This is a genomic window from Algibacter sp. L1A34 (assembly GCF_009796805.1).
Taxonomy (GTDB): Bacteria; Bacteroidota; Bacteroidia; order Flavobacteriales; family Flavobacteriaceae; genus Algibacter.
Genome location: NZ_CP047029.1, coordinates 2,499,353 through 2,522,500, shown reverse-complemented (window position 1 = coordinate 2,522,500; position 23,148 = coordinate 2,499,353). Strand labels below are relative to the sequence as shown.

General features: G+C 31.1%; 17 protein-coding genes and 1 pseudogene. 11 read left to right on the top strand and 7 right to left on the bottom strand.

What is annotated here, in order from left to right; translation table 11 throughout:
* Window positions 1-439 precede the first annotated feature (439 nt).
* From GQR97_RS10725 to GQR97_RS19975, 11 genes and pseudogenes are all read left to right on the top strand, one after another.
* Window positions 440-688, top strand: coding sequence for an acyl carrier protein (locus tag GQR97_RS10725; protein WP_233267519.1), 249 nt, complete (start codon window positions 440-442; stop codon window positions 686-688).
* Between the two features lie 108 nt (window positions 689-796).
* Window positions 797-1,465: a hypothetical protein gene (locus GQR97_RS10720; protein ID WP_158848239.1), complete on the top strand. Its 669-nt coding sequence runs from the start codon at window positions 797-799 to the stop codon at window positions 1,463-1,465.
* Between the two features lie 120 nt (window positions 1,466-1,585).
* Window positions 1,586-2,644, top strand: a complete 1,059-nt coding sequence (locus GQR97_RS10715) for a peptidoglycan bridge formation glycyltransferase FemA/FemB family protein (protein ID WP_158848237.1) — start codon at window positions 1,586-1,588, stop codon at window positions 2,642-2,644.
* A gap of 100 nt (window positions 2,645-2,744) precedes the next feature.
* Complete coding sequence (asnB, locus tag GQR97_RS10710; protein ID WP_158848228.1) at window positions 2,745-4,724, top strand: asparagine synthase (glutamine-hydrolyzing); 1,980 nt, start codon at window positions 2,745-2,747, stop codon at window positions 4,722-4,724.
* A gap of 21 nt (window positions 4,725-4,745) precedes the next feature.
* Window positions 4,746-5,729 carry an NAD(+) synthase gene (gene nadE, locus GQR97_RS10705; protein WP_158848220.1) on the top strand — a complete coding sequence of 328 codons (984 nt, stop codon included), beginning with the start codon at window positions 4,746-4,748 and terminating at the stop codon, window positions 5,727-5,729.
* A gap of 11 nt (window positions 5,730-5,740) precedes the next feature.
* Window positions 5,741-7,198: an AMP-binding protein gene (locus tag GQR97_RS10700; protein WP_158848218.1), complete on the top strand. Its 1,458-nt coding sequence runs from the start codon at window positions 5,741-5,743 to the stop codon at window positions 7,196-7,198.
* 165 nt (window positions 7,199-7,363) lie between these two features.
* Window positions 7,364-8,017, top strand: coding sequence for a metal-dependent transcriptional regulator (locus GQR97_RS10695; RefSeq protein WP_158848216.1), 654 nt, complete (start codon window positions 7,364-7,366; stop codon window positions 8,015-8,017).
* The gene (locus GQR97_RS10690) at window positions 8,014-9,045 is read left to right on the top strand and encodes a DtxR family transcriptional regulator (protein WP_158848214.1); all 1,032 of its coding nucleotides are present in this window, start codon (window positions 8,014-8,016) and stop codon (window positions 9,043-9,045) included. The genes GQR97_RS10695 and GQR97_RS10690 overlap by 4 nt, the downstream gene beginning before the upstream one ends.
* Window positions 9,035-11,219 (top strand): annotated as a pseudogene (feoB, locus tag GQR97_RS10685) (ferrous iron transport protein B). The gene GQR97_RS10690 and the pseudogene feoB overlap by 11 nt, the downstream one beginning before the upstream one ends.
* A 362-nt stretch (window positions 11,220-11,581) precedes the next feature.
* On the top strand, window positions 11,582-13,066 hold the full coding sequence (locus GQR97_RS10680) for a phage tail sheath family protein (protein WP_158848212.1): 1,485 nt from the start codon (window positions 11,582-11,584) through the stop codon (window positions 13,064-13,066).
* Window positions 13,067-13,340: 274 nt separating this feature from the next.
* Window positions 13,341-13,562 (top strand): DUF2892 domain-containing protein, encoded by a 222-nt coding sequence (locus tag GQR97_RS19975; RefSeq protein WP_158848210.1) that lies wholly within the window; start codon window positions 13,341-13,343, stop codon window positions 13,560-13,562.
* 51 nt (window positions 13,563-13,613) lie between these two features.
* On the opposite strand, the gene GQR97_RS10670 is transcribed toward GQR97_RS19975, so the two are convergent.
* The 7 genes from GQR97_RS10670 to GQR97_RS10640 all read right to left on the bottom strand — a co-directional run bounded on the left by GQR97_RS10670 (window position 13,614) and on the right by GQR97_RS10640 (window position 23,008).
* A complete protein-coding gene (locus GQR97_RS10670; RefSeq protein ID WP_158848208.1) occupies window positions 13,614-14,267 on the bottom strand; it encodes an aspartate/glutamate racemase family protein in 654 nt (217 codons plus the stop codon).
* A gap of 27 nt (window positions 14,268-14,294) precedes the next feature.
* Complete coding sequence (locus GQR97_RS10665; protein ID WP_158848206.1) at window positions 14,295-15,218, bottom strand: L-histidine N(alpha)-methyltransferase; 924 nt, start codon at window positions 15,216-15,218, stop codon at window positions 14,295-14,297.
* A 1-nt stretch (window position 15,219) separates the two neighbouring features.
* Entirely contained in the window at window positions 15,220-16,374 is a 1,155-nt protein-coding gene (gene egtB, locus GQR97_RS10660; RefSeq protein WP_158848204.1) for an ergothioneine biosynthesis protein EgtB, read from the bottom strand.
* Between the two features lie 135 nt (window positions 16,375-16,509).
* Entirely contained in the window at window positions 16,510-17,235 is a 726-nt protein-coding gene (locus tag GQR97_RS10655) for a flavodoxin family protein (protein WP_158848201.1), read from the bottom strand.
* Window positions 17,236-17,564: 329 nt separating this feature from the next.
* A complete protein-coding gene (locus GQR97_RS10650; protein ID WP_158848199.1) occupies window positions 17,565-19,217 on the bottom strand; it encodes a sodium/sugar symporter in 1,653 nt (550 codons plus the stop codon).
* Between the two features lie 10 nt (window positions 19,218-19,227).
* Window positions 19,228-21,537 carry a beta-glucosidase BglX gene (bglX, locus tag GQR97_RS10645; RefSeq protein WP_158848197.1) on the bottom strand — a complete coding sequence of 770 codons (2,310 nt, stop codon included), beginning with the start codon at window positions 21,535-21,537 and terminating at the stop codon, window positions 19,228-19,230.
* Window positions 21,538-21,541: 4 nt separating this feature from the next.
* On the bottom strand, window positions 21,542-23,008 hold the full coding sequence (locus GQR97_RS10640) for a glycoside hydrolase family 30 protein (RefSeq protein WP_158848194.1): 1,467 nt from the start codon (window positions 23,006-23,008) through the stop codon (window positions 21,542-21,544).
* Window positions 23,009-23,148 lie beyond the last annotated feature (140 nt).

The following is a 23,148-nucleotide window of genomic DNA, read 5'->3' as shown; positions in this document are numbered from 1 at the left end:
TTGAACCAGTTTTTTTATGAGCATATAACAATATCACAACTATTGTTTAAACAAAAAAGGAACTACAGATGGTTTTTATATTATCCAAAGATATTTCTATGATAAAACAATCATTAATCAATCAACGAAAAACTTTCAAAGTAACATAAATAAAACCTACTAATTCTGTTTTAATATTTATCTAATAAATAGATAATTAACTACTTATATCACAAATTATCTATGAAAAAACAGAACGATTTAAATTAATCTAAAATGATTATTATCATGTTTATTTTAACAAAAATATTTAACCTTTAAACATTCGAAATCAGATACTAAATGTGATACAAGACTGTCCTAAAAAGAGCTTTTGAAACAGAATCAATAACATTGATGAGTTTACAATCATTTTATAACTTGTACTAAGCTGCAATAGTGGGATTAAAAAAATAAGATCGTGGAAAAAGAAATTGATATAAAAAATAAAATCCGAGACTATATTATCGAATCTACTTTTGATGATGTAAAAAAAATAACGGATGAAACTCTTATTTTCGAAGAAGGAGTTCTTGATTCCATGGGTTTACTTTTTTTAATAGAATTCTTAAAGGAAGAATTTGGTATTACAACTAATGATGAGGAACTTGTGATTGATAATTTTCAATCTATTAATAGCATCGTTACTTTCATAAAAAATAAAACATAACTTCTGTATTTCACTCTTTAAATATAAGGGAAACTGAACTTTACCTCATTTAATTACCAAAATCAAATTTATCACTCTGTTTTTATCTCATACTAGAATAGAATTATTATGGTAGAAGTTTTAAAAAAAATAATTTTCGTTAAGAATTTATTGAAGAATGGTGACTATTTATTTGCGTGGAATGGAATTAAAAAACGAATTAAATCGGAAAATATAGCTTTTGGACTAAAGCGAGACCTATCTCTAGAATGGACGCCTCCTAGATCACTCATTAATATATCTATTAGACCTTATCAACCAAATGATAGCGAATATTTTCGATTAGATAACAACAACCATGGATTAATTGAAAAAAACATTAACACTTGTTATGTTGCACTTAATAAAGATGGCAACCCCTGCTTTCGACAATGGCTTATGGATTCATCTGAAAACTCTAAGATTCATGGCTTTTGGGGCAATTCCTATCCTGTCCTAAAAAAGGGTGAAGCTTTATTAGAAAGTGCTTACACTGTATCTAAATACAGAGGTTTTGGGGTTATGCCCACAGCCACGAATTTAATTTCGGAAAAAGGAAAGGAACAAGGAATTAAACATATAATAACTTTTGTGCTTAAAGATAACATCATAGCATTACGATCAATAGTTTATGCTGGGTATACGCCTTATATAATACGAACGGAAAAATGGTTTTTATTCAAAAAAAAGGTAATTTTTAGCAAGGTTTCAGATGAGTTAATGACATTTTTCAACAAATCAGTTTTACGAAAAATTTAATACTAATAAAATAATTTAATTTACAAATAACTACATATCTCAATTTTTTCAAACTAATAATTGCATCGATGGCTAATAAACAAGAGAAGTTTTAAATTATAAAAATATATTTTAATATTTATGAGTGAATTAGAAATCATAAAAAACAAATTGGAATGGGACTCAACAATTAAATTATTTGTCGAATCCGATTTCTATCATACTTATGATTATCATTTAATTTCTAAAAAAGAAGATGAAACTCCTATTTTAATAAAATACAACGAGGATGATTTAGTTATTGTGTTACCACTACTAATAAGAAAAATTGAAGGAACAGAATTTAAAGACGCTACTTCGGTTTATGGCTACCCTGGCCCTATTTCCATTAATTTAACAGAGGATTTTAACAATACCATTTTCATAAAAAAAATGTATCGGTTTTTATATGAAAATAATATTGTATCGGTTTTTTCCAGACTAAACCCTTATATAAAACACCAAGAAACTATTCTCAAAGGTTTAGGGCAAATTTATTCTCCTGGCCAAGTCATAGATATTGATCTCACAAAAGATATTGAAAGTCAAAAAGTCGATTACAATAGGAGATTAAAAACCTATATTAATAAATCTAGAAAGCAATATAGTACACGTTTAGCTAAAAAAAACCAAGACATTGAGACGTTTATTGACATGTACTATGAAAACATGAGGCGTGTAAAAGCAATTGATTCATACTTTTTTACGAAAGCCTATTTTTTTGATTTTATTAAATCAAATAGCTTCGATACCGATATATTATTAGCTATTGATAACGACTCTAAGGAAATTATTGGTGGAGCCATGTTTGTTAAAAAGAATAACATTGTTCAATATCATTTATCTGGAGTAAAAAATGAGTATTTATCCTTAAACCCAATAAAATTATTGATAGATGACATGCGGATTAGGGCAACAAAAGAAAAGTTTACATTCTTTAATTTAGGTGGTGGAGTAGGAGGCAAAACAGACTCCCTATTTTATTTTAAATCGGGGTTTTCTAAGGAAATAAAAGATTTCAAAATTTGGAGATATATTGTGAATGAACAGGTTTATGAAAACTTAGTTAGAGATAAACATAAGCAGAAAATAGATTGTGTTTTTTCGCATAAAACCTGCTTAGAATATTTCCCATGTTATCGATGTAATATTAAATATTAAAACAAATAGTTAAGATTATATTTAATAAAAAGTCAAAATTGTAAATCTTAATTTTTAAAAAGAACTTTCAGGTTTTTAACAGACAAAATATTATTGAAGTATGTGCGGCATTACAGGCTTTTTCCAATTTAATTCAAGCACAGATAATAAAGTAAACACTTTAAGGCATATGCTAACCAGAATTAAGCATAGAGGACCAGACGAAAGTGGAATTTATTTATCTGACACTGTTGGTCTTGGAAGTGTACGACTAAGTATTATCGATTTAAGTACTGGCACTATGCCATTGTCTAACAAAGATGAATCGTTATGGATTGTCTTCAATGGTGAGATATTCAATTATATTGAGCTTAGAGAAGAGTTATTATCAAAAAACCACAAGTTTAAAACGCATAGTGATACAGAAGTCATTATTCATTTATATGAAGAATACGGCCCTGAATTTCTTAACAAATTAAATGGTCAATTTGCTATAGCTATCTGGGATAAAAATAAACAAGAATTATTTTTGGCTAGAGATCGAGTTGGTATCAGACCATTATTTTACACCACAGTTGGAAATTCTTTTGTTTTTGCTTCGGAAATAAAATCTTTTTTAGAATTTCCAGGCTTCAACCCAAAAATTTCAGCGAAAGCTTTATCAGAGTATTTTACTTTTTGGACATCGCTATCATCAAATACTGCTTTTGAAGGTGTTTTTGAATTACCACCAGGAAATTACATAACCATTAACGCACATTCTAAAACCATAAAAAGTTATTGGCAATTACCCATTACTAAACCCAATGAATATGAATTCAATAATTTAGAAGAAGCAGCAATAGAATTTGAAACAATATTTACTGATGCTGTAAAATTAAGATTAAGATCAGATGTACCAGTAGCAGCTTATTTAAGCGGTGGATTAGACTCAAGCATAACAACATCATTTATAAAAAAAACAACGCCAGGTAGCAGCCTTCGAACCTTTTCAATTGGTTTTACCGAAAAGGATTTTGATGAATCGTCCTATCAAAATATAGCTAAAGATTATTTTAAGACTCAACACGCAAATGTTACTTGTAGCCCTAAAGATATTGCAGATAATTTTAAAAATATTATTTGGCACTCAGAAGCACCTTTGTTACGTACAGCACCTACACCAATGAGTATTTTAGCTAAAAATGTTCGAGACCATAACATAAAAGTAGTTATTACTGGAGAAGGTGCCGATGAGCTTTTTGGAGGATATAATATTTTCAAAGAAACCAAAATCAAACACTTTTGGGCCAAGGATCCAGAATCAAAGTATCGTCCTTTATTACTAAAAAAATTGTACCCATATATTCCGCAAATTAAGACGGCGAATAGCAATGTATTAAAAATGTTTTTTGGGTATAAATTAAATGAAACAGAATCGCCTATTTATTCGCATGTATTGAGATGGAATAACACTTCCAGAATTAATAATTATTTATCTAAAGATTACAAAGAAATTATTAAAAATCACAACCCAATTTCTGAAATAGAAAAGCAATTACAAGATAGATTTAAAGACTACGATTATCTTACAAAAGCACAATGTATTGAGTTCGAATTATTTTTACCTAAATATTTACTATCCTCACAAGGAGATAGAATGGCCATGGCAAATTCTATTGAAGGACGTTATCCTTTTTTAGACCATAGAGTCATCGAGTTTTCCATGAAACTAAATCCTGATCTAAAATTACATGGATTAAATGAAAAATACCTATTGAAGAAAATGATGAAAGGTAAATTGCCTGAATCTATATTAAACAGACCCAAACAAGCCTATAGAGCACCTATACAAAGTGCTTTCTTTTCTGAAGAAATGCCAATATATTTAAAGGATATGTTATCTGATAGAAAAATTATACGTTTTGGAATTTTCAACCCAAAATTTGTAAATCAATTAATACGTAAAATGAAATTAAATAAACAAGTATCTGAAATTGACAATATGGCCATTACAGCCATATTATCAACACAAGTTTTATATGATTTATTTATTAATCATTCCATACCTAAAATACAAGAAAGAGAATTAGTGGTATTTAATAAAACAGTATTAGAATAATCAACTAAAAACAAATTAGCTATGAGGTCAATTACAACTAAACCGTTTTCAAAAGATATTTTACACATTGAAAATATTGACATTGTTTGTAACGAAATAATAGAAAAACTAAGGACAAACGTTGCTAAAAAACTACAACGTAAAGGTGCTATAATAGGTATTAGTGGAGGAATTGATTCTTCTGTTTGTATGGCATTATCAGCGAAAGCTTTTGGTTCCAAAAAAGTAACTGCAATCATGCTTCCGGAACAAGACTCGAGCAAAGACAGCCAAGTATTAGCCGAAAAATTAGCAGCTAAATTCGGGGTTACCAATACATTGGTGGAAGATATAACGAAGATTTTAGATGGTTTTGGTTGTTACCAAAGAAGGGATGAAGCTATTGCAAGAGTAATTCTCGATTTCAATCCACACATTGATAAAGCTAAAATTGAAATTAAGCAAGATGTAGCTTCAAATTTACCTCCAATTTTTTCTATAACTGTTATTAAACCCAATGGAGAAAAGGTAAGTAAGATATTACCAGTAAAAGAATATCTTCAAATTGTGGCTTCTACAAATTTTAAACAACGCAGTAGAATGAGTATGCTGTATTATCATGCCGAAAGATTGCACTATGCAGTAATAGGTACACCAAATAAACATGAGGTAGAACAAGGTTTTTTTGTTAAGCACGGTGATGGCGCAGCAGATGTTATGCCAATTGGGCACTTATATAAAACGCAAGTTTATCAAATAGCAAAATATTTGGGAGTTCCACAAGAAATTATTGATAGAACACCTACAACAGATACGTATACTGCGGAGCAAACACAGGAAGATTTCTTTTATCAAATGCCATTCGAGCAAATGGATTTAATATGGTATGGTTGGGAAAATAATTATCCAGCTAATGACGTTGCAAAGGTTATGGATCGATCAACTCAAGATATTGAGAATATCTATAAAAACTTTAAAAGAAAAAGAAAAACAACCGAGTATTTACGAATGAGACCCATATTTTAGAACTTAAAATCATGAATATTTTTGACTACTTATTTGATTCAACCAAAGATCTTGAAAAGGATTTTTTATTAGGTTCAAAAGAAACAATGTCATTTAAAAAGTTATATAATGATAGTTTAAAAATAGCGTCTTATCTAAAAAAAACTATTGGAGAAAATAAAAATATTCTATTAATTAGTCCAAATTCAGTGTTTTTTTTAACAGCTTATTTGGGGGTTATAAAATCTGGTAATATTTGTATTCCGCTTAATTTTGTAATCGAGCAAAGTAATTTGGATTATATATTAAACACAACTGAAAGTACAACTGTTTTTATTGCAAAAGGATTAAAACGTAAGTTGAATTTTGGTAATAATATTCGATTAATTGATGAAGATGAATCTTTGGGAATTATAGATAATCAACAGTTAGTTGAATTTAATTCAGACTTTAATAAAAATCGAGTTGCCGAGATCATTTTTACTTCTGGTTCTACTGGAGAACCAAAAGGAGTTATGTTAAGTCATCAAAATATAATAGCAAATACAACGTCAATTACGGATTATTTAAAGCTGTCTTCAAACGATATTATGGCTGTGGTAATACCTTTTTATTACTGTTATGGCTTATCACTTTTACATACACATTTAAAAGTAGGCGGTTCCATAGTTTTAAATAATAGCTTCATGTTTTTAGGAACCGTAATTAATGATTTAAAGAATTATAAGTGTACTGGGTTTGCAGGAGTACCAAGTCATTTTCAGATATTGCTAAAAAAATCGCAAAGCTTTAAAACAACAGAATTTCCGCACTTAAAATACGTTACACAAGCGGGTGGAAAATTACATACCGTTTTTATTAAAGAGTTTATAGACGCATTTCCAACTAAAAAATTTTATGTTATGTATGGACAAACGGAGGCTACAGCACGATTATCGTATTTACCTCCAAACTTAGTAAAAACCAAAACAAGCTCAATAGGTAAAGCTATTCCAGATGTAGAATTAAAGGTTATTAATGATAAAGGAAAAGAGGCGGAAATAAATGAGGAAGGAGAGCTCTTAGCACGTGGCGAAAACATTATGTTAGGGTATTATAAAGATAAGATTGAAACAAGAAATACCGTTAAAAATGGATGGTTATATACAGGTGATATTGCCAAAATTGACGAAGAGGGATTTATATACTTAGTTGCAAGAAAAAAAGAGATTATAAAAGTTGGTGGTAAAAGAGTAAGTCCTAAAGAAATTGAAGCCGTAATATTATCTATTGAAGATGTAGTGGATTGTACAATTACAGGGTTTGATGATGATCTTTTGGGAGAAGCAATACAAGCAACAATTGTACTTCGCAGTAAAATGGATGAAGATAAAATAAAAGAAAAAATACTCCAGGAATGCTCTAAAAATTTATCACTTTATAAAATCCCTCAAAAAGTTATTTTTAAAACCTCTATAGAAATGAGTTCAACTGGCAAAAAACTCAAATAACCAACTGGATAAATACCTGCAAACAAGATGCTTAAAATTAATATTATAAAAACTTCCGTTATCAAATTATTCTAGAAAACTAGCCAGAAAAAATTAGCTTTTTTTTATGTTTTAAAATTTAGTCAAGACTAAAAGATTATTTATATTTGCGTAAACCATTATTTAATGTTAACAAAATCTGAAGAGAATTACATCAAAGAAATTTATGCTTTAGAGCAGAAACATAAAACAGATATAAACACCAATCTTCTCGCCGAAAGAATGGAAACAAAAGCATCTTCTGTTACAGATATGCTAAAGAAATTAGCAAAAAAAAGCCTGTTAATATATCAAAAATATAAAGGAGTTAAGCTTAACACTAAAGGTGAAAAAGCAGCACTTTCTATTATTAGAAAACATAGACTATGGGAAACTTTTCTTGTAGAAAAACTAAACTTTAGTTGGGATGAAGTACATGATATTGCGGAACAATTGGAGCATATCCATTCAGATAAACTAACCAACCAATTAGATGCTTTTTTAAATTTCCCTAAAGTTGATCCTCACGGAGATCCCATTCCCGATGCTAATGGTAAGTTTACAATTCTTGATACTATTTGCCTTGATAAGCTCAAAATTGAAGACGAAGGTATTTTTGTTGAAGTAAAAGATGATTCCGATACATTTTTAAAATATTTAACAAAAAACAACCTTACAATTGGTGCTAAAATTAAAGTCGTTGATAAAGAAGAATTCGATAATTCATTCAAAATAGAAATAGATAAAAAACAATTTAATATTTCTGAAAATGTAATAAAAAATTTATACCTAAAAATATGAATTACAACCCAATCACCGCTCTATACTTCTTTTTTGGAATTAGTTTATTGATTTTTTTAATTTTCCGACCTAAAAAAGGAATTTACTTTTTACTGAAAAGCACCTACCACAAAAAGGATAAAACCATTATAGAGGATATATTAAAATTCCTTTATCACAATCAAACGTCCAATAACTCAATAACCACTACAGATTTAACTAATACTTTAAATTTCTCAAATTCATCTATTATTGAAAGTCTTAATAAAATGATGGATAATGAGTTAATTATATTAGAAAAAGATAGCTATAAATTAACTCCAAATGGAAATGAATATGCCTTGCAAATTATAAGAGCGCACCGATTATGGGAAAAATATTTATCCGAAAAAACCGGTTTTCATAAAGAAGAATGGCACGACAGAGCAGAAAAAAAAGAACATGAATTAAGCGAATCGGACGTTAATAACCTTGCTAATCTTTTAGGTTATCCAAAATTTGACCCACACGGAGATCCCATACCAACAAGAAAAGGAAAAATGGTAAGTAAAAGAGGTGTGCTCCTATCCTCTCTTAAAGAAAATGATATAGGTAAAATTATTCATATTGAAGATGAACCAGATATTATTTACAAGCAAATATTGGCCGAAAACATACATCTATACTCCATTATTAGAGTTATAGAAAACAATAATACACGTTTGGTATTTCATTCAGAAGGTGAACAATTTGTTTTAGCTCCAATAGTAGCAGGAAATATTACCGTATCTGTATTAGAAAAAACTGAAATTCAAGAAGAAAACATTGCGCGTTTATCCAGTTTAAAAATAGATGAAACAGCTAAAATTATTGGACTATCTAAAGAATGTAGAGGAGAAAGTAGAAGACGATTATTAGATTTAGGATTTGTAAGAGGTGCTTCTGTAGGGATAGATTTGCTAAATCCATTAGGTGATCCAAAAGCATTTTTAATAAAAGGAACAGCCATTGCATTAAGGGAAGACCAAGCATCAAAAATTTTAATAAACAAAATTAGTCATGGAAAATAAAACAAAAAGCGCTTGCGAAACCTGCGCTCATTTTAATGCAGATGGACTTAAAAAATTAGGCGTAAAAACTGGCGATTTTGATTTTGTTGTAGCATTGGCCGGCAATCCTAACACAGGAAAAAGTACGGTTTTTAACTCACTTACTGGTTTACGCCAACATACAGGAAATTGGCCAGGCAAAACGGTAACAAGAGCCGAAGGTGGTTTTGAGTATAATGATCAAAAATATAAGCTTGTAGATTTACCAGGAACCTATTCTTTATTATCAACTTCGGAAGATGAAGAAGTTGCTAGAGATTTTATCCTTTTCGGAAAACCTACTGTTACTGTAATTGTTGTAGATGCTAGCCGATTAGAACGTAATTTAAATTTAGTTTTACAAATTTTAGAAATTACAAACAATGCCGTTTTGTGTCTAAATTTAATAGATGAAGCTGAAAGAAATAACATTCAAATAGACACGAGAGTTTTATCAAAAGATCTTGGAATTCCGGTTGTACCAACAAGTGCAAGGTTTCAAAGAGGAATTCCAGAACTCATTCAAACTATTAGTGAATTGGCAAATGGTAAAATAAAATGCAAACCACGAAGAATAAAAAATATTCCTAAAAATATTGAAAATTCTGTTAAAGAATTGAGTGAAACTATAGAAAAAGAATATCCTAATATTTCAAATAGTAGATGGATTGCTTTTAGATTATTAGAAGGAGACACTCAAATAATAGAAGCATTAAAAACAGGTAAAATAGCAACCAATGAATACTAAAAATATAGATGACATAATCGCATTATCAGAAGAATTACGCTGGGAAATTGGTGATGATTTTCACGATAATTTAGCCGAAAGTATTTATGCCGATGCTTCTAAGATTGTTGAAGGTGCTGTAACGAAAGATAACAAAAAAACTAAATTTAGGTTAGATGCTAAAATAGATAAAATTGTTACAAGTAGAATTTGGGGCTTCCCAATTATGCTCTTTATTTTAGGAGCTGTATTGTGGCTCACTATTATTGGTGCGAACTACCCGTCTTCTATGTTGGCAACATTACTACTAGACAATATTCATCCCTTTTTAAAAACTGTTGGAACTAATATAGGTTTTCCTTGGTGGTTAAATGGGTTTTTATTCGATGGAGTATATTTAGCGGTTGCTTGGGTTATAGCAGTAATGCTACCACCAATGGCCATATTTTTCCCTTTGTTTACCCTTTTAGAAGATTTTGGTTATTTACCAAGAGTTGCTTTTAATATGGATAACCTTTTTAAAAAATCTGGAGCACACGGAAAACAAGCATTAACCATGAGTATGGGCTTTGGCTGTAATGCTGCAGGTGTTGTAGCTACACGTATTATAGATAGTCCTAGAGAACGCTTAATTGCCATTATTACTAATAATTTTTCTTTATGTAATGGTCGTTGGCCTACACAAATATTACTAGCCACAATATTTATTGGAGCAGTTGTACCAGCATCTTATTCAAGTTTGGCTTCTTTATCTGCAGTAATAGGTATTGCTGTTTTAGGTATTGCGTTTATGTTTTTCTTTTCTTGGGCATTATCTAAAACCGTTTTAAAAGGAGAAGTTTCAACCTTTAACTTAGAATTACCTCCTTATAGACCACCTGTTTTTTGGAAAACCATTTATACATCATTAATAGATAGAACAATGATAGTTTTATGGAGAGCCATTGTTTTTGCGGCACCAGCAGGAGCTGTTATTTGGTTGATTTCTAATATTTTTATAGGAGATGTAAGTATTGCTTCTTGGGCGATTAACTCCTTAGATGGCTTTGGCTTTTTATTAGGTTTAAATGGCGTTATTTTATTAGCTTATATTGTTGCCATTCCTGCTAACGAAATAGTAATCCCTACAATATTAATGCTTACCGTAATGGTAACTGGTATTTCTGGAGGAGTTGGTGATGGCGTTATGTTCGAATTAGATTCCGTTACAGCCACAGCAGATATTTTAAAAGCTGGTGGATGGACGTTACTTACTGCCATAAATGTGATGCTATTTAGCTTATTACATAACCCTTGTAGTACTACAATATACACAATATACAAAGAGACCAATAGTATGAAATGGACAGTTGTAGCATCTATACTTCCTGTTATTGCAGGTTTTATTGTTACTTTTTTAGTTGCTCAAATCTGGAGAATTTTCATTTAACAAATAAGTGATCTAAAATGAAGAAAATATTTTAATAGCATAGATTCAGGTTTGATTAAATAGACGCGTCCTTAATAAAAATTATATAATTCTAAACAGTTTTTATACTGAAAACAAATCAAAACCCACCTGAGTAAGTTATAAGCTTATTCAGCATACAAACAAATAAACCACTAAAAAACAGCACTTTAAAAAAGTAAGTTTTATAAAAAAACGTAATTAATTCGTACATTGAATTATAATTACATTTATCTTTAGTCTTCAAGACCACTAATATGGTATATAAATAATCAGGGTAAAATTAATTTTACCCTGTAATTATAATCAGAACTAGACATTTGAAAATTAAAACAGATAAAACTATGCCAACTAATAATTCACCTGGAGTTTATGTTGAGGAAACCTCATCCTTTCCAAATTCGATTACACAAGTAGCTTCTGCAATTCCTGCCTTTATTGGTAAAACTCAAATCGTGCCGGAAAATGGTGAATTTACACCTGTTAAAATCAGTTCTCTCTTAGAATATGAACATCACTTTGGCACTTCTAAACCATACGAATATCACGTAACTATTAAACAAAACACTAGAACAAATACTATTGAACTAGTAAAATTGGAAAAAGACTTAGATGCCGAAAAGGCAATTATGTTTTATGCTATCAAACTTTATTTTTCCAATGGAGGTGGTCCTTGCTACATTTCTCCACTATTTACCAATGCTAACAAGGAAAAATACGAGAAGGCTCTAAAAGCAGTTGCCGAAATCGATGAAGTAACACTTTTAGTTTGTCCCGATGCTATTCAACTTGGTAATGATTATTATATACTATGCCAAGAAGTTCTACGCCAATGTAGCGCTCTAAAGGATAGGTTTGCAATTTTCGATGTATTAATGGAAGATCAAATAGATGAATCTACTATCAAATTTAGAAATGGTATCGTTGGAGATTTAAAATATGGAGCCGCATATATGCCATATCTTAACTCATCATTTAGCTATAAATATAACGAAAATAAAGTATCTGTTATTAATAATCAAGAGACTTCAACACCAGTAAAAACCACACTCAACCTGCTTAAGGATTCAAATCCTGATGTCTACAATTTTGTAAAATCTGAATTAGTAAAACATACAGTAATCTTACCACCAAGTTGCGCAGTAGCCGGTATTTATGTTCAAACGGATAATAATCGTGGCGTATGGAAAGCTCCAGCAAATGTATCTATAAGTAGTATTATTGATCCAACGCATACAATAAGCGAAAGCGAACAAAATAGCTTAAACGCTAATCAAGCATCTGGCAAATCCATCAATGCTATTCGAAGTTTTCCCGGAAAAGGCACATTGATTTGGGGTGCAAGAACTTTAGCAGGAAATAACAATGAATGGCGTTATATACCAGTAAGAAGGTTATTTAATATGGTTGAGGAATCGATAAAAAAATCGACAACCTTTGTCTCCTTTGAAGTTAACGACGCTACCACCTGGATAAAAACAAGAACAATTATTGAAAACTACCTATCTTCATTATGGAGACAAGGCGCTTTAGCTGGAACTAAAGCCGAACATGCCTTTTATGTTCGTATTGGTTTAAATGAAACTATGACTACACAAGATATTCTTGAGGGACGAATGACATTCGAAATTGGTCTTGCTCCTAACCGCCCAGCAGAATTTATCATACTTAAATTCACCCATCAAATAAAAACTATTAATGGAGAAAAAGAAGTTCAAATAAGTTTATCAAGTAATGAAATAACTATTTTACTTGAAGCATTAGATAAATTACCATTCTATCAAAGCAATCAATTAATCGCAAAAATAAAGCAACAAACAGAAACGTAATCTCAAGAAAAAGATTAGGAGATTATAAACTTCACAGGCATGTGTTAACCTTATTGTTCTATTTTATTCTTCCATAACTTATATATTTAAAATCTCGCAAATTTTGCAATTTGTTCTAAACCAGACATTATCTAAAATTATTAAATCAACAAAATACCCGATAAAAGGCTATTAAAACCAATTAAAGCGCAATAACCGTAAGCTAAAACCTTGTGTTCCATAAAAAAAAGTTAAATTTGTACCGCCCAAAATCTATAACTAATACCTCTCAATTATGCTGAAACTAAAAAAAAACATGAGTAATTTTGATAGACTTGTAAGATTTATAGTCTCCTTACTATTGCTATCATTATTTTTTATAGGAGAAATAAGAGGTGTTTTTGGCATAATGTTAATTGTTGTTTCTGTTATGTTTGCCTTTGCAAGTATAACCGCTTTTTGTCCTTTTTATAAAAGCGTTAACTTCAATACAAATAATAGAGACGATTATATTTAATTATAAAACTATGTAACTTTAAGTTCGTATTAATTAACACCTATATGATCTTTATTGAGCTATAATTTTCATGCTTTCTCGACACTGAAGTATTGACAAATCGATAACATTTTTATTCTTACTAGAGTTTAGTATAGATAATTCTGTACATGCAATAATAACAATATAATTCTCTGAATACTTTTCAATCAACTTATTGTAAATTATAATATCCTCATTATTTTCAGTATTAGCATATACATTTTTTCTTAAATCATCCAAAAAGAGAACCTCATCATCCCTTAATTTCTCTATTGATCTATCCTTAATATACGATGCTATATAAGAATCATTATTGGTAAACTTGGTTCCGAAAAACACCAAATTACTCAATTCACTATTTTCTAACTCCTTATTTAACAACTCGTAAGGGTGAATAATCTGTAAATTAAACTCAATCCTATCCAATATTTTATGAATGGTAATGTTTGGAACTAACAACTTAACTTCTGCGCGATTGTAATCTTTAAGTTCACGCTGAAGTATTGGCGCTATAACAGAGGTATTATTAGGTAAATATGGGTTAATAGAATTAAAATCGAGTTGCTTTAATATAAAAGGAAATGTACTGTAACCTCCTTTTTTACAGAAATATAACTCATGTAATTTCTCTTGATAAAACAATGTGCTTCTAGCTCCTAAACCTAAAATAATTAACTGCTCCATTGTTAAACACGTTCTAAAATATAACTATTAAAAATAATTATTAGAATCACTGATTTTAGAAATCTGAACTAAATTTGTATTTCTTAAAAGCGTCTGTAAAATACGGTCATTATATTTTCTGGACGTTTCAGTTTGAATTTTTTCTCCTTTTGAAAACTTGTAATATGTTTTATCCCCATTGAAACTTACTTTTTGTTCTTTTTTACTAACTAAAAAACTTTTTGCAATACCTGTTTTTTCATCATACTCAGGTACATGATCAAAATTCGACACATCAAAATCGGCATGAAGTTCTTTGTTTATTCGATGTAGTAAGTTTAAATTAAATGCTTTAGTCACGCCTTGGCTATCGTTGTATGCAGGTAGCACAATCTCTTCCGGTTTGATACAATCTAATCCTAAAATTATTTTATCGCCCACTTGTAAAGCATTACTCAGTTTGGTTAAAAAATCTTGAGCAGCTTCATCTTCTAAGTTACCTAAATTAGAACCTAAAAACATAATTATTTTTTGCGATTTATTTGTTTTTACATCCTCTAAAACACCAAAATATTCACCTTGTTTTATTTCTATATCAAGATTAGAAAACTCCATTTTACAAGATGTTTCTAAAGCCTTCAATGCATGTATAGAAATATCTATTGGTACATATTTAAAATTATATTTTTTCTCTAATAATACCTTTAAAAAGGTTTTTGTTTTTTTACCATCTCCAGCCCCTAACTCTATTAAATCGATAGTATCCGAAGGATTTATTTTTAATTTACGAATTATATCTTCAGATTTCGTATCAAAAATCTCATATTCTGCACGCGTTAGATAATACTCGGGTAAGTTCATGATTTTAACAAAGAGTTTATCCCCTATTTCATCATAAAAATACTTTGAAGGTAAAGTTTTTGGTGATTTGGTTAAACCACTAGAAACATCTATTTTAAATTGTATATTCATATTATTTTGCTAAACGTATACCAGAAAACTGCCAACGTGTTTCCGGTGAAAAAAAGTTTCTATAAGTTGGTCTACTATGGTTTGGTGATGTTGCAACGCTATGCCCTCTCAAAACCATAAGATTAATCATAAATTTACCATTGTACTCGCCAACAGCACCTTCATCTTGTTTATAATTAGGGTATGGTAAATAGGCAGAATTAGTCCATTCCCAAGTTTTTCCCCAATTAAATTGCGCATTGGCTATTTCCCACTCAAACTCGGTAGCCAATCGTTTATTTTTAAAGCTAGCATAAGCATTTGCTTCATAAAATGAGATGTGAGTTACCGGAGCATCCAAATTTAAGAGCTCTTTTCCTGCCAATGTATAAACATACCAAATCTCATTTTCTTGTTCCCAATACAATGGGTATTCTATGTTATTTGTATTAATAAAATACCAACCATCATCTAACCAATATTTAGATGTGCTATATCCATTTGCATTTATAAACTCAATGTATTCTCCATTAGTAATTAATCTATTTGCAATAGCATAATTTTCTACAAATACACGATGAAAACCAAACTCGTTATCATAACAAAATTCATTTTTATTATAACCAATATTATAAATACCTTCCTTTATATCAATAAATTTTAAAGGATCTGTTTCCTGTAACATGTTTGCATATGCTACTTCATATAATTTTGGATACGTAGGGTTTCTAGAAAGTGTATATTTAATATCCGTAATTAATAACTCCTGATGCTGCTGCTCATGATTAATTCCTAAAACAATTAGCTTAGAAACGTCTTCATTAATTTGAGAATCTCCCAAAAGTTTTTCTATATGCTTATCTACGTATTCTCTGTATTTATAAATATTTTCAACACTTGGCCTTGTAATTAAACCGCGTTCATGCCTAGCTATACGCTTACCTAAAGTATTGTAATAACTATTAAACAAAAAACTAAACTCAACGTTAAACACCATATAATCCTTTAAAAATGGTTTTAGAATCATCTCTTCAAAAAACCATGTAGTATGAGCTAAATGCCATTTTGGTGGACTTGCAAAAGCTGCAGACTGCGGTGTATAATCTTCAATTTCTAAAGGTTTACAAAGCGAATTAGTAAGATTTCTTGTTTGCTTATAGTGTTCAATAATATTCATTCTAAATCATGTAATTAAATATCAGACGGGTTTTGTATTAGAAACTTACCTTATATCTCTTCTAGAATTGGTAAATTAAAGAAAATAAAGATTAAAACAATTTTTACTAATTGCTTTGGTTATTCTATTGGTAATCTATCTGTATTCCGGGTTTTTAAAAGCCCAATGTGTACCATCATCCCATTTCTCTCGAGAATTACCATAATTGGAATAACCATTATTTTCTTTTAGCATTTTTGCCAAATGCAGTAAGTTGTAAGTCATAAATGTAGCGTTTCTATTGGTGAAATCCGAATCAAAACCGGCGGGAGCATCTAATTTTTCCTTTTTCCATTCTGTATCTCCATAACTTGGACCAGGACCAACTTTACCAATCCACCCACAATCTGCTTGAGGTGGAATGGAATAACCAACATGTTGCAAAGCATACAAAATACCCATAGCGCAATGCTTAACACCATCTTCATTCCCTGTTATCATACAGCCTCCAACTTTTCCATAAAATATGTATTGCCCTTTATTATTAGTTTTAGAACTCATAGCATACAAACGTTCTATAAGTTTTTGAGCTTCGGAAGATTTCTCGCCTAACCATATTGGTGTGCCAATAATTAGAACATCTGCAGCCATTACTTTATCAAATATTTCTGGCCAAGCATCTTTATCAAAACCATGTTCCGTCATATCAGGATATACACCAACGGCAACTTCTTCATCTACTAATCGAATAGTTTCAAAAGACACATTTTCTTTTTTCAAAATATCTTGAGAGATCCCCATTAAGGTATCGGTATGACTTTTTTGAGGTGATTTTTTTAATGTGCAATTAATGTAAATAACTGAAAGGTTTGAAAAATTCATAATTATAGTTTTTTAAATTTAAGTTGAAACATGCCCGATTTAAGACAAACAAAAACACATCTATTATAATATAATGATAAAATTAAAGTCAAAAGATGACTAACCTGTGCTCAACCGCTTATAATGTTAACTCTTTTGAATACCCTCCTTATATATTTCTATTCCTCTTGTTTTGCCATTCCAAAAAATTATCACTCTTAGTTAAGTTCTTTGTAAACATAATAACAAGTTGAATTTTAAGCATAAAAAAAACGGCCTAGAGAAAACTAAACCGTTTTTTTATGAGTTAAAATTTGTGACTCAGACTATAGCTAAATCACTATTATTAATTAATTCCAAAACGAAGCATACAATGCCGCCACAATAAGAAAAACTGCAAAAGCACCTATATTAAACAACGGACTCGTTTTAAAAGACTCTTTTGTAATTTCTATTCCTTTTTCATCATCTGCGCCTTTATGTTGAATGTAACTATACACTGCAATTACAATCATAGTTAATAGAGTGGTATACCCCATTTGGTCCATAAATGGCACATTAACAAAAATTGCTGAGCCAGACCAGCCATTTGGTGCTACTTTAAAATACATAGCTATTGGTACTGATACTAAAGCTCCAAAAATGGCTGCCTTGTTTGTTGTTTTCTTCCAGAATAATCCTAACATAAATACAGCTAAAATACCAGGACTTACAATACCTGTATATTCTTGTATAAATTGAAATGCTTGATCTATACCACCTAACAATGGCGCCATAATACATGCTATAATTAAAGCTGCAGCAGCAGATAATCGACCTACATTAACCGTTGCTCTATCTGTAGCTTTTGGATTAATATATTGCTTATAAATATCCATTGTAAAAATAGTTGATGTTGAATTTAGCATCGATGCTAAAGACGAAACAATGGCCGCTGCCAATGCTGCAAATGCAATCCCCTTCATTCCTGTTGGTAAAAACTGTAATAACCAAGGGTATGCTTTATCTGCTTGTTCTAATGATGGTAAATTATTCAAGGCTGAATCTCCTAACCTTGCCATAATCTCAGGATCGTTAATCATAACATAAGCTGCAATTCCAGGAATCACTACTATTAATGGAATCACTAATTTTAAAAATGCGGCTAATAATATCCCTTTTTGCGCTTCTTTTAATGATTTTGCCGCTAATGTTCTTTGAATGATATATTGATTGAAACCCCAATAATAAAGGTTTGCAACCCACATACCACCTATTAAAACACCTATACCTGGCAACATATCGTAATATGCGTTCGATTTATCAAAAATCATAGTAAATCGATCTGGTGCTGCTTCGTAGACTATTTTTATACCCGAGATAACACCTTCACCTCCAGAAACTGTATTTAAAGCAATATAAGTTGTAACTAAACCTCCTAAAACTAAGAAGATGACTTGAATAACATCGGTCCAAGCTACTGCTGAAAGTCCACCATATAATGAATAAGCCGCTGCAAATAATGCCAAGCCAATAACACCATACATCATAGGTATTCCCATAATAGTTTCTAAAGCCAAACTACCTAAATATAATACTGATGCTAAGTTTACAAACACATATAATGCAATCCAGAAAACGGCTAAAATGGTTTTTAAATTGGTAGAGAATCTCTTTTCGACAAACTCAGGAATGGTATACAATCCTTTTTCGATAAAAATGGGTAGAAAATATTTACCAACAATTATTAAGGTTATAGCTGCCATCCACTCATAAGATGCTATGGCGAGTCCTAAAGCAAATCCAGAACCAGACATCCCTATAAATTGTTCTGCAGAAATATTGGCTGCGATTAGTGAAGCTCCAATAGCCCACCATGGCAATGATTTACTTGCTAAAAAATAATCTTCTGCATTTTTTTGATGTCCTTCTTTATCTCTAGAAACCCATAAACCGACGCCTAATATTAAAACAGCATAGGCTACAAAAATAAAGTAATCCCAAAATTCAAAATGTGTTGTCATATTCTATTAATTAGTTTGATTGTTTTTTTAGTTTGAAACTATCCTGAAGTAATGCTCCAGAATCGCCCCCAATATAAATATTAAATTCACCCGGTTCTATGACATATGTTTCATTATTATCATAAAAACCCAATTCCTTTTCTGATAATGTAAAATGAACAGTCTTAGTTTCTTTTGGCTCTAATTCTACGAGTTCAAATCCTTTTAATTCTCTTACAGGTCTAGTAACTGAAGCAAATAGATCATGGATATATAATTGAGCAACTTCCTTTCCTTTTACTTCCCCTGTATTAGTTAAATCGACAGAAATTTTAATCTCTCTATCACTCACGGTATCAATTTTTAAATTTTCATATGAAAAAGTAGTATAACTCAAACCGTATCCAAACGGATATAAAGGCGTATTTTCTTCATCTGAATAATGAGACCAAAAAACGTTTTCTGCACTTGGTCTACCTGTATTTTTGTGATTGTAATAAATAGGTACTTGCCCCACGCTTCTAGGAAACGTCATGGGTAACTTACCACTTGGATTATAATCACCATAAAGTACTTGTGCAATGGCATTTCCACTCTGCACACCTAATTGCCATGCTTCAACAATAGAAGGAATATTTTCATCGGCCCATGGAATAGCCAATGGCCTTCCGTTGGTTAGCACGAGAACAATGTTTTTATTCACTTTATAAACAGCTTCCAAAAGCTCCTGTTGCACTCCTGGTAAATCAATATTCGCTCTACTTTTTGCTTCTCCACTTTGCATACCATGTTCTCCCAAAACCATAACAACAACATCAGATTTTTTAGCCAATGCAATAGCTTCAACAAAACCAGAGGTATCCGTTTTATTTACAACAACCTCATCAGCCCAAGCAGCTTTAGATTTTGGAACAACTACATCTGCTCCTTTAGCATAAGATAAATTATTTCCTTTATACTGCTGTAATCCTTCTAAAACTGAAATTGCAGATCCTGGTTCTCCTGCCAAACTCCAGTTTCCTAATGGACTTGTTTTATCATTTGCTAATGCACCAATTAAAGCAATTTTTTGATTCTCCTTTTTTAAGGGTAATAGGTTATTATTATTTTTAAGAAGAACAATCGATTTTTTTGCCATATCTAAAGCATCATCAATAAACTCTTTTTTTCCGGTTATTGCTTTTTCTCTTTCTTCATCACAATACCTATAAGGGTCTTCAAAAAGACCCAATTCAAATTTCACTTTTAAAATACGTCTTACAGCATCATCTACAAGTGAGACATCGACAGTGCCTTCGTTAACTAAATCGGCTAAATGCTCTACATAAACATAAGATTCCATATCCATATCTGAACCTGCTTTAATAGAAAACTCGGCAGCTTGCTTTAAGTCTTTCGCATGTCCGTGGGCCGTCATTTCCATCATAGATCCCCAATCTGAAACAACAAATCCATCAAAACCCCATTTCCCTTTTAAAACTTCTCGTTGTAAATATTTGTTACCTGTAGCAGGGATTCCATTAAGTTCGTTAAAAGAATTCATAAATGTTTTAACTCCAGCTTCAGCCGCAGCTTTAAAAGGAGGAAAAATGATATTATTTAAAGTAGAAGTACCAACATCCACCGTATTATACTCTCGGCCTGCTTCTGCAAAACCATAACCTGCAAAGTGTTTTGCACATGCCGCGATAGTATTTGAAGTGGATAAATCTTCACCTTGAAAACCTTTTACTCTTGCAATAGCTATTTTAGAACCTAAAAAAGGGTCTTCTCCTCCACCTTCCATAACCCGTCCCCAACGTGCATCTCGAGAAGTATCTATCATAGGAGCAAAAGTCCAGTTTATACCTGATGCAGCAGCCTCTTCGGCAGCATTTTGGGCAGATTTTTTTATTGTTTCCATATCCCAACTTGCAGATTCTGCTAATGGAATAGGTGCAATAGTTTTAAACCCATGTATCACATCGAAAGCTATTATTAACGGAATACCCAATCTGGTTTCTTCTACTGCTATTTTTTGGACAGCTTTCACTTGTTTTACCCCTCCTTTGATATTAAGCATAGAACCGACATATCCATTTCTTATGTGCTCATATTTCATTGCCGATTTTCCTTTATCTGGACTTGGGCCAGTAGCATCCCAAAACCCATTGTATTGATTCATTTGACCAATTTTTTCTTTTAAGGTCATTTTAGCCATTAAATCGCTAATTTGATCATCAAAACCCGAATGAATAATCTGTTGTCCTGGATCTTTTTGAGATACACTTGTGTTATTTTTTAAATCGTTGCATGATGTAATGATGCAAATAAGCAAGATGTAGAGTGAGTAGTTTTTCATATTTTTAATATAGTATAGATTGCATAGCGTGAGGTTCAATTTCTAAAGAAACCTTACGGTTTTTTACAATTAAGTTGTAAGTTATTTTATTATCAGTTTTATTCATTACTACTGTTACAAATGAACCATCTGTATTTTGGAATGTTGTACTATCTAGTGTACTTCTACTTGAGGTAGTGCTTACACGCAAAGCTCCTTTTTTTATAAATTTGGAAAAGTGTCCAATATAATAGTAAGCAGGTGTATAAATAAGTTCTCCAGTTTGTGTATCTGCATGCACAGGGGCAAAACATAAATTACCAACATGATTAGGGCCTCCTTTTTCATTTAGGAGAATATTCCAATCTGTCCAACCTACGGTGCCATTATTAAAATCGCTAATCATAGAATTGCCATAACGTTCGGCATTTGGCCAATATTGGTATTTATCGGCATCAAACTTTTCGTTACATCCTTCTGTAAATAATAAATTTTTAGAAGGGAATGATTCTTTAAAATTTTTAAGATTATCATACATGGGTTCTCCTCCTGTCCATGTCTCATACCAATGAAAACCAGTTCCCCAAGCGTATTTTGCAGCTTCTGGATCTTCAAAAATTGTATTAGAACGCTGCGATAATAAATCTCTATTATGATCCCAAACTACAATGTTTTTATCACTCATTCCAGCTTTTTCAAACGTTGGTCCTAAATAGTTTTTTAGAAAATCGCGTTCTTCTTCCGCAGTGTAAATACAAGATTCCCAAATTTGCACCGCCATTGGTTCGTTTTGTATGGTTACACCCCAAACAGGCAATCCTTCAGCTTCATAAGCTTCAATAAATTTTACATAATAATTTGCCCAAGCTTGATTAAACTCTGGTAGCAACTTACCACCATGCAGCATATCTTTATTAGATTTCATAAAAGCAGGAGGGCTCCAAGGGCTAGCATAAAACACCATACTATTTCCTATTAACGCTGCCGCCCTTTTTATCATAGGCAATCTAAATTGCTTATCTTTTTCTATAGAGAAGGATTTTAACTCAGCATCACCTTCATCTATATAAGTGTAACTTCCAGAACTAAAATCACAACTATGGATATTAGTTCTAATTACATTATAACCAATACCATCTTTACCAAAATAAGATTGCAAAAGTTGATCTTGTTTTTCTTGGCTAAGCGTTGCAAAAACCTCAGCCGATGCATCTGTAATTGCTCCACCAATACCCAAAAATTTCTGAAATGTTTTATTTGGATTTACAAAAATTGAAATCTCAGTTTCTGTTGGTTGGCTACTAGGTTTAAAAGTTGTTTCTTTAGTTAGGGATAGTTTTAAATTACTGTCTTTAGCGGTTGTATATACTTTTACATTTTTTTTATTAAAGCCTTGTTCTCGAACCATATTTTCTTGTGCATTAATAACTCCTAAAGTAATAAAAAACAAAACAGCAAACTGCCCTATTTTAAAATTGTTTCTCTTTCCCATTTTTTATGTTTTCGATTATATTCAAACCAAATACAACTAAGTTTAATTTAAAATAAACCCTGTAATAAGCTTAAGTACAAAGTTATTTTAAGCGATAAGTAGACGATAGCAAAAATTGCGCATATACTATAAAAAATGTT

What these genes read in the sequence shown, in the direction of transcription:
- GQR97_RS10680 (WP_158848212.1), top strand. Translation starts at nt 11,582, where the DNA reads ATGCCAACTAATAATTCACCTGGAGTTTATGTTGAGGAAACCTCATCC.
- GQR97_RS10715 (WP_158848237.1), top strand. Translation starts at nt 1,586, where the DNA reads ATGAGTGAATTAGAAATCATAAAAAACAAATTGGAATGGGACTCAACA.
- asnB (WP_158848228.1), top strand. Translation starts at nt 2,745, where the DNA reads ATGTGCGGCATTACAGGCTTTTTCCAATTTAATTCAAGCACAGATAAT.
- GQR97_RS10670 (WP_158848208.1), bottom strand. Translation starts at nt 14,267, where the DNA reads ATGGAGCAGTTAATTATTTTAGGTTTAGGAGCTAGAAGCACATTGTTT.
- GQR97_RS10640 (WP_158848194.1), bottom strand. Translation starts at nt 23,008, where the DNA reads ATGGGAAAGAGAAACAATTTTAAAATAGGGCAGTTTGCTGTTTTGTTT.
- GQR97_RS10655 (WP_158848201.1), bottom strand. Translation starts at nt 17,235, where the DNA reads ATGAATTTTTCAAACCTTTCAGTTATTTACATTAATTGCACATTAAAA.
- GQR97_RS10690 (WP_158848214.1), top strand. Translation starts at nt 8,014, where the DNA reads ATGAATTACAACCCAATCACCGCTCTATACTTCTTTTTTGGAATTAGT.
- egtB (WP_158848204.1), bottom strand. Translation starts at nt 16,374, where the DNA reads ATGAATATTATTGAACACTATAAGCAAACAAGAAATCTTACTAATTCG.
- GQR97_RS10700 (WP_158848218.1), top strand. Translation starts at nt 5,741, where the DNA reads ATGAATATTTTTGACTACTTATTTGATTCAACCAAAGATCTTGAAAAG.
- GQR97_RS10650 (WP_158848199.1), bottom strand. Translation starts at nt 19,217, where the DNA reads ATGACAACACATTTTGAATTTTGGGATTACTTTATTTTTGTAGCCTAT.
- GQR97_RS10720 (WP_158848239.1), top strand. Translation starts at nt 797, where the DNA reads ATGGTAGAAGTTTTAAAAAAAATAATTTTCGTTAAGAATTTATTGAAG.
- nadE (WP_158848220.1), top strand. Translation starts at nt 4,746, where the DNA reads ATGAGGTCAATTACAACTAAACCGTTTTCAAAAGATATTTTACACATT.
- bglX (WP_158848197.1), bottom strand. Translation starts at nt 21,537, where the DNA reads ATGAAAAACTACTCACTCTACATCTTGCTTATTTGCATCATTACATCA.
- GQR97_RS10695 (WP_158848216.1), top strand. Translation starts at nt 7,364, where the DNA reads ATGTTAACAAAATCTGAAGAGAATTACATCAAAGAAATTTATGCTTTA.
- GQR97_RS10665 (WP_158848206.1), bottom strand. Translation starts at nt 15,218, where the DNA reads ATGAATATACAATTTAAAATAGATGTTTCTAGTGGTTTAACCAAATCA.
- GQR97_RS19975 (WP_158848210.1), top strand. Translation starts at nt 13,341, where the DNA reads ATGCTGAAACTAAAAAAAAACATGAGTAATTTTGATAGACTTGTAAGA.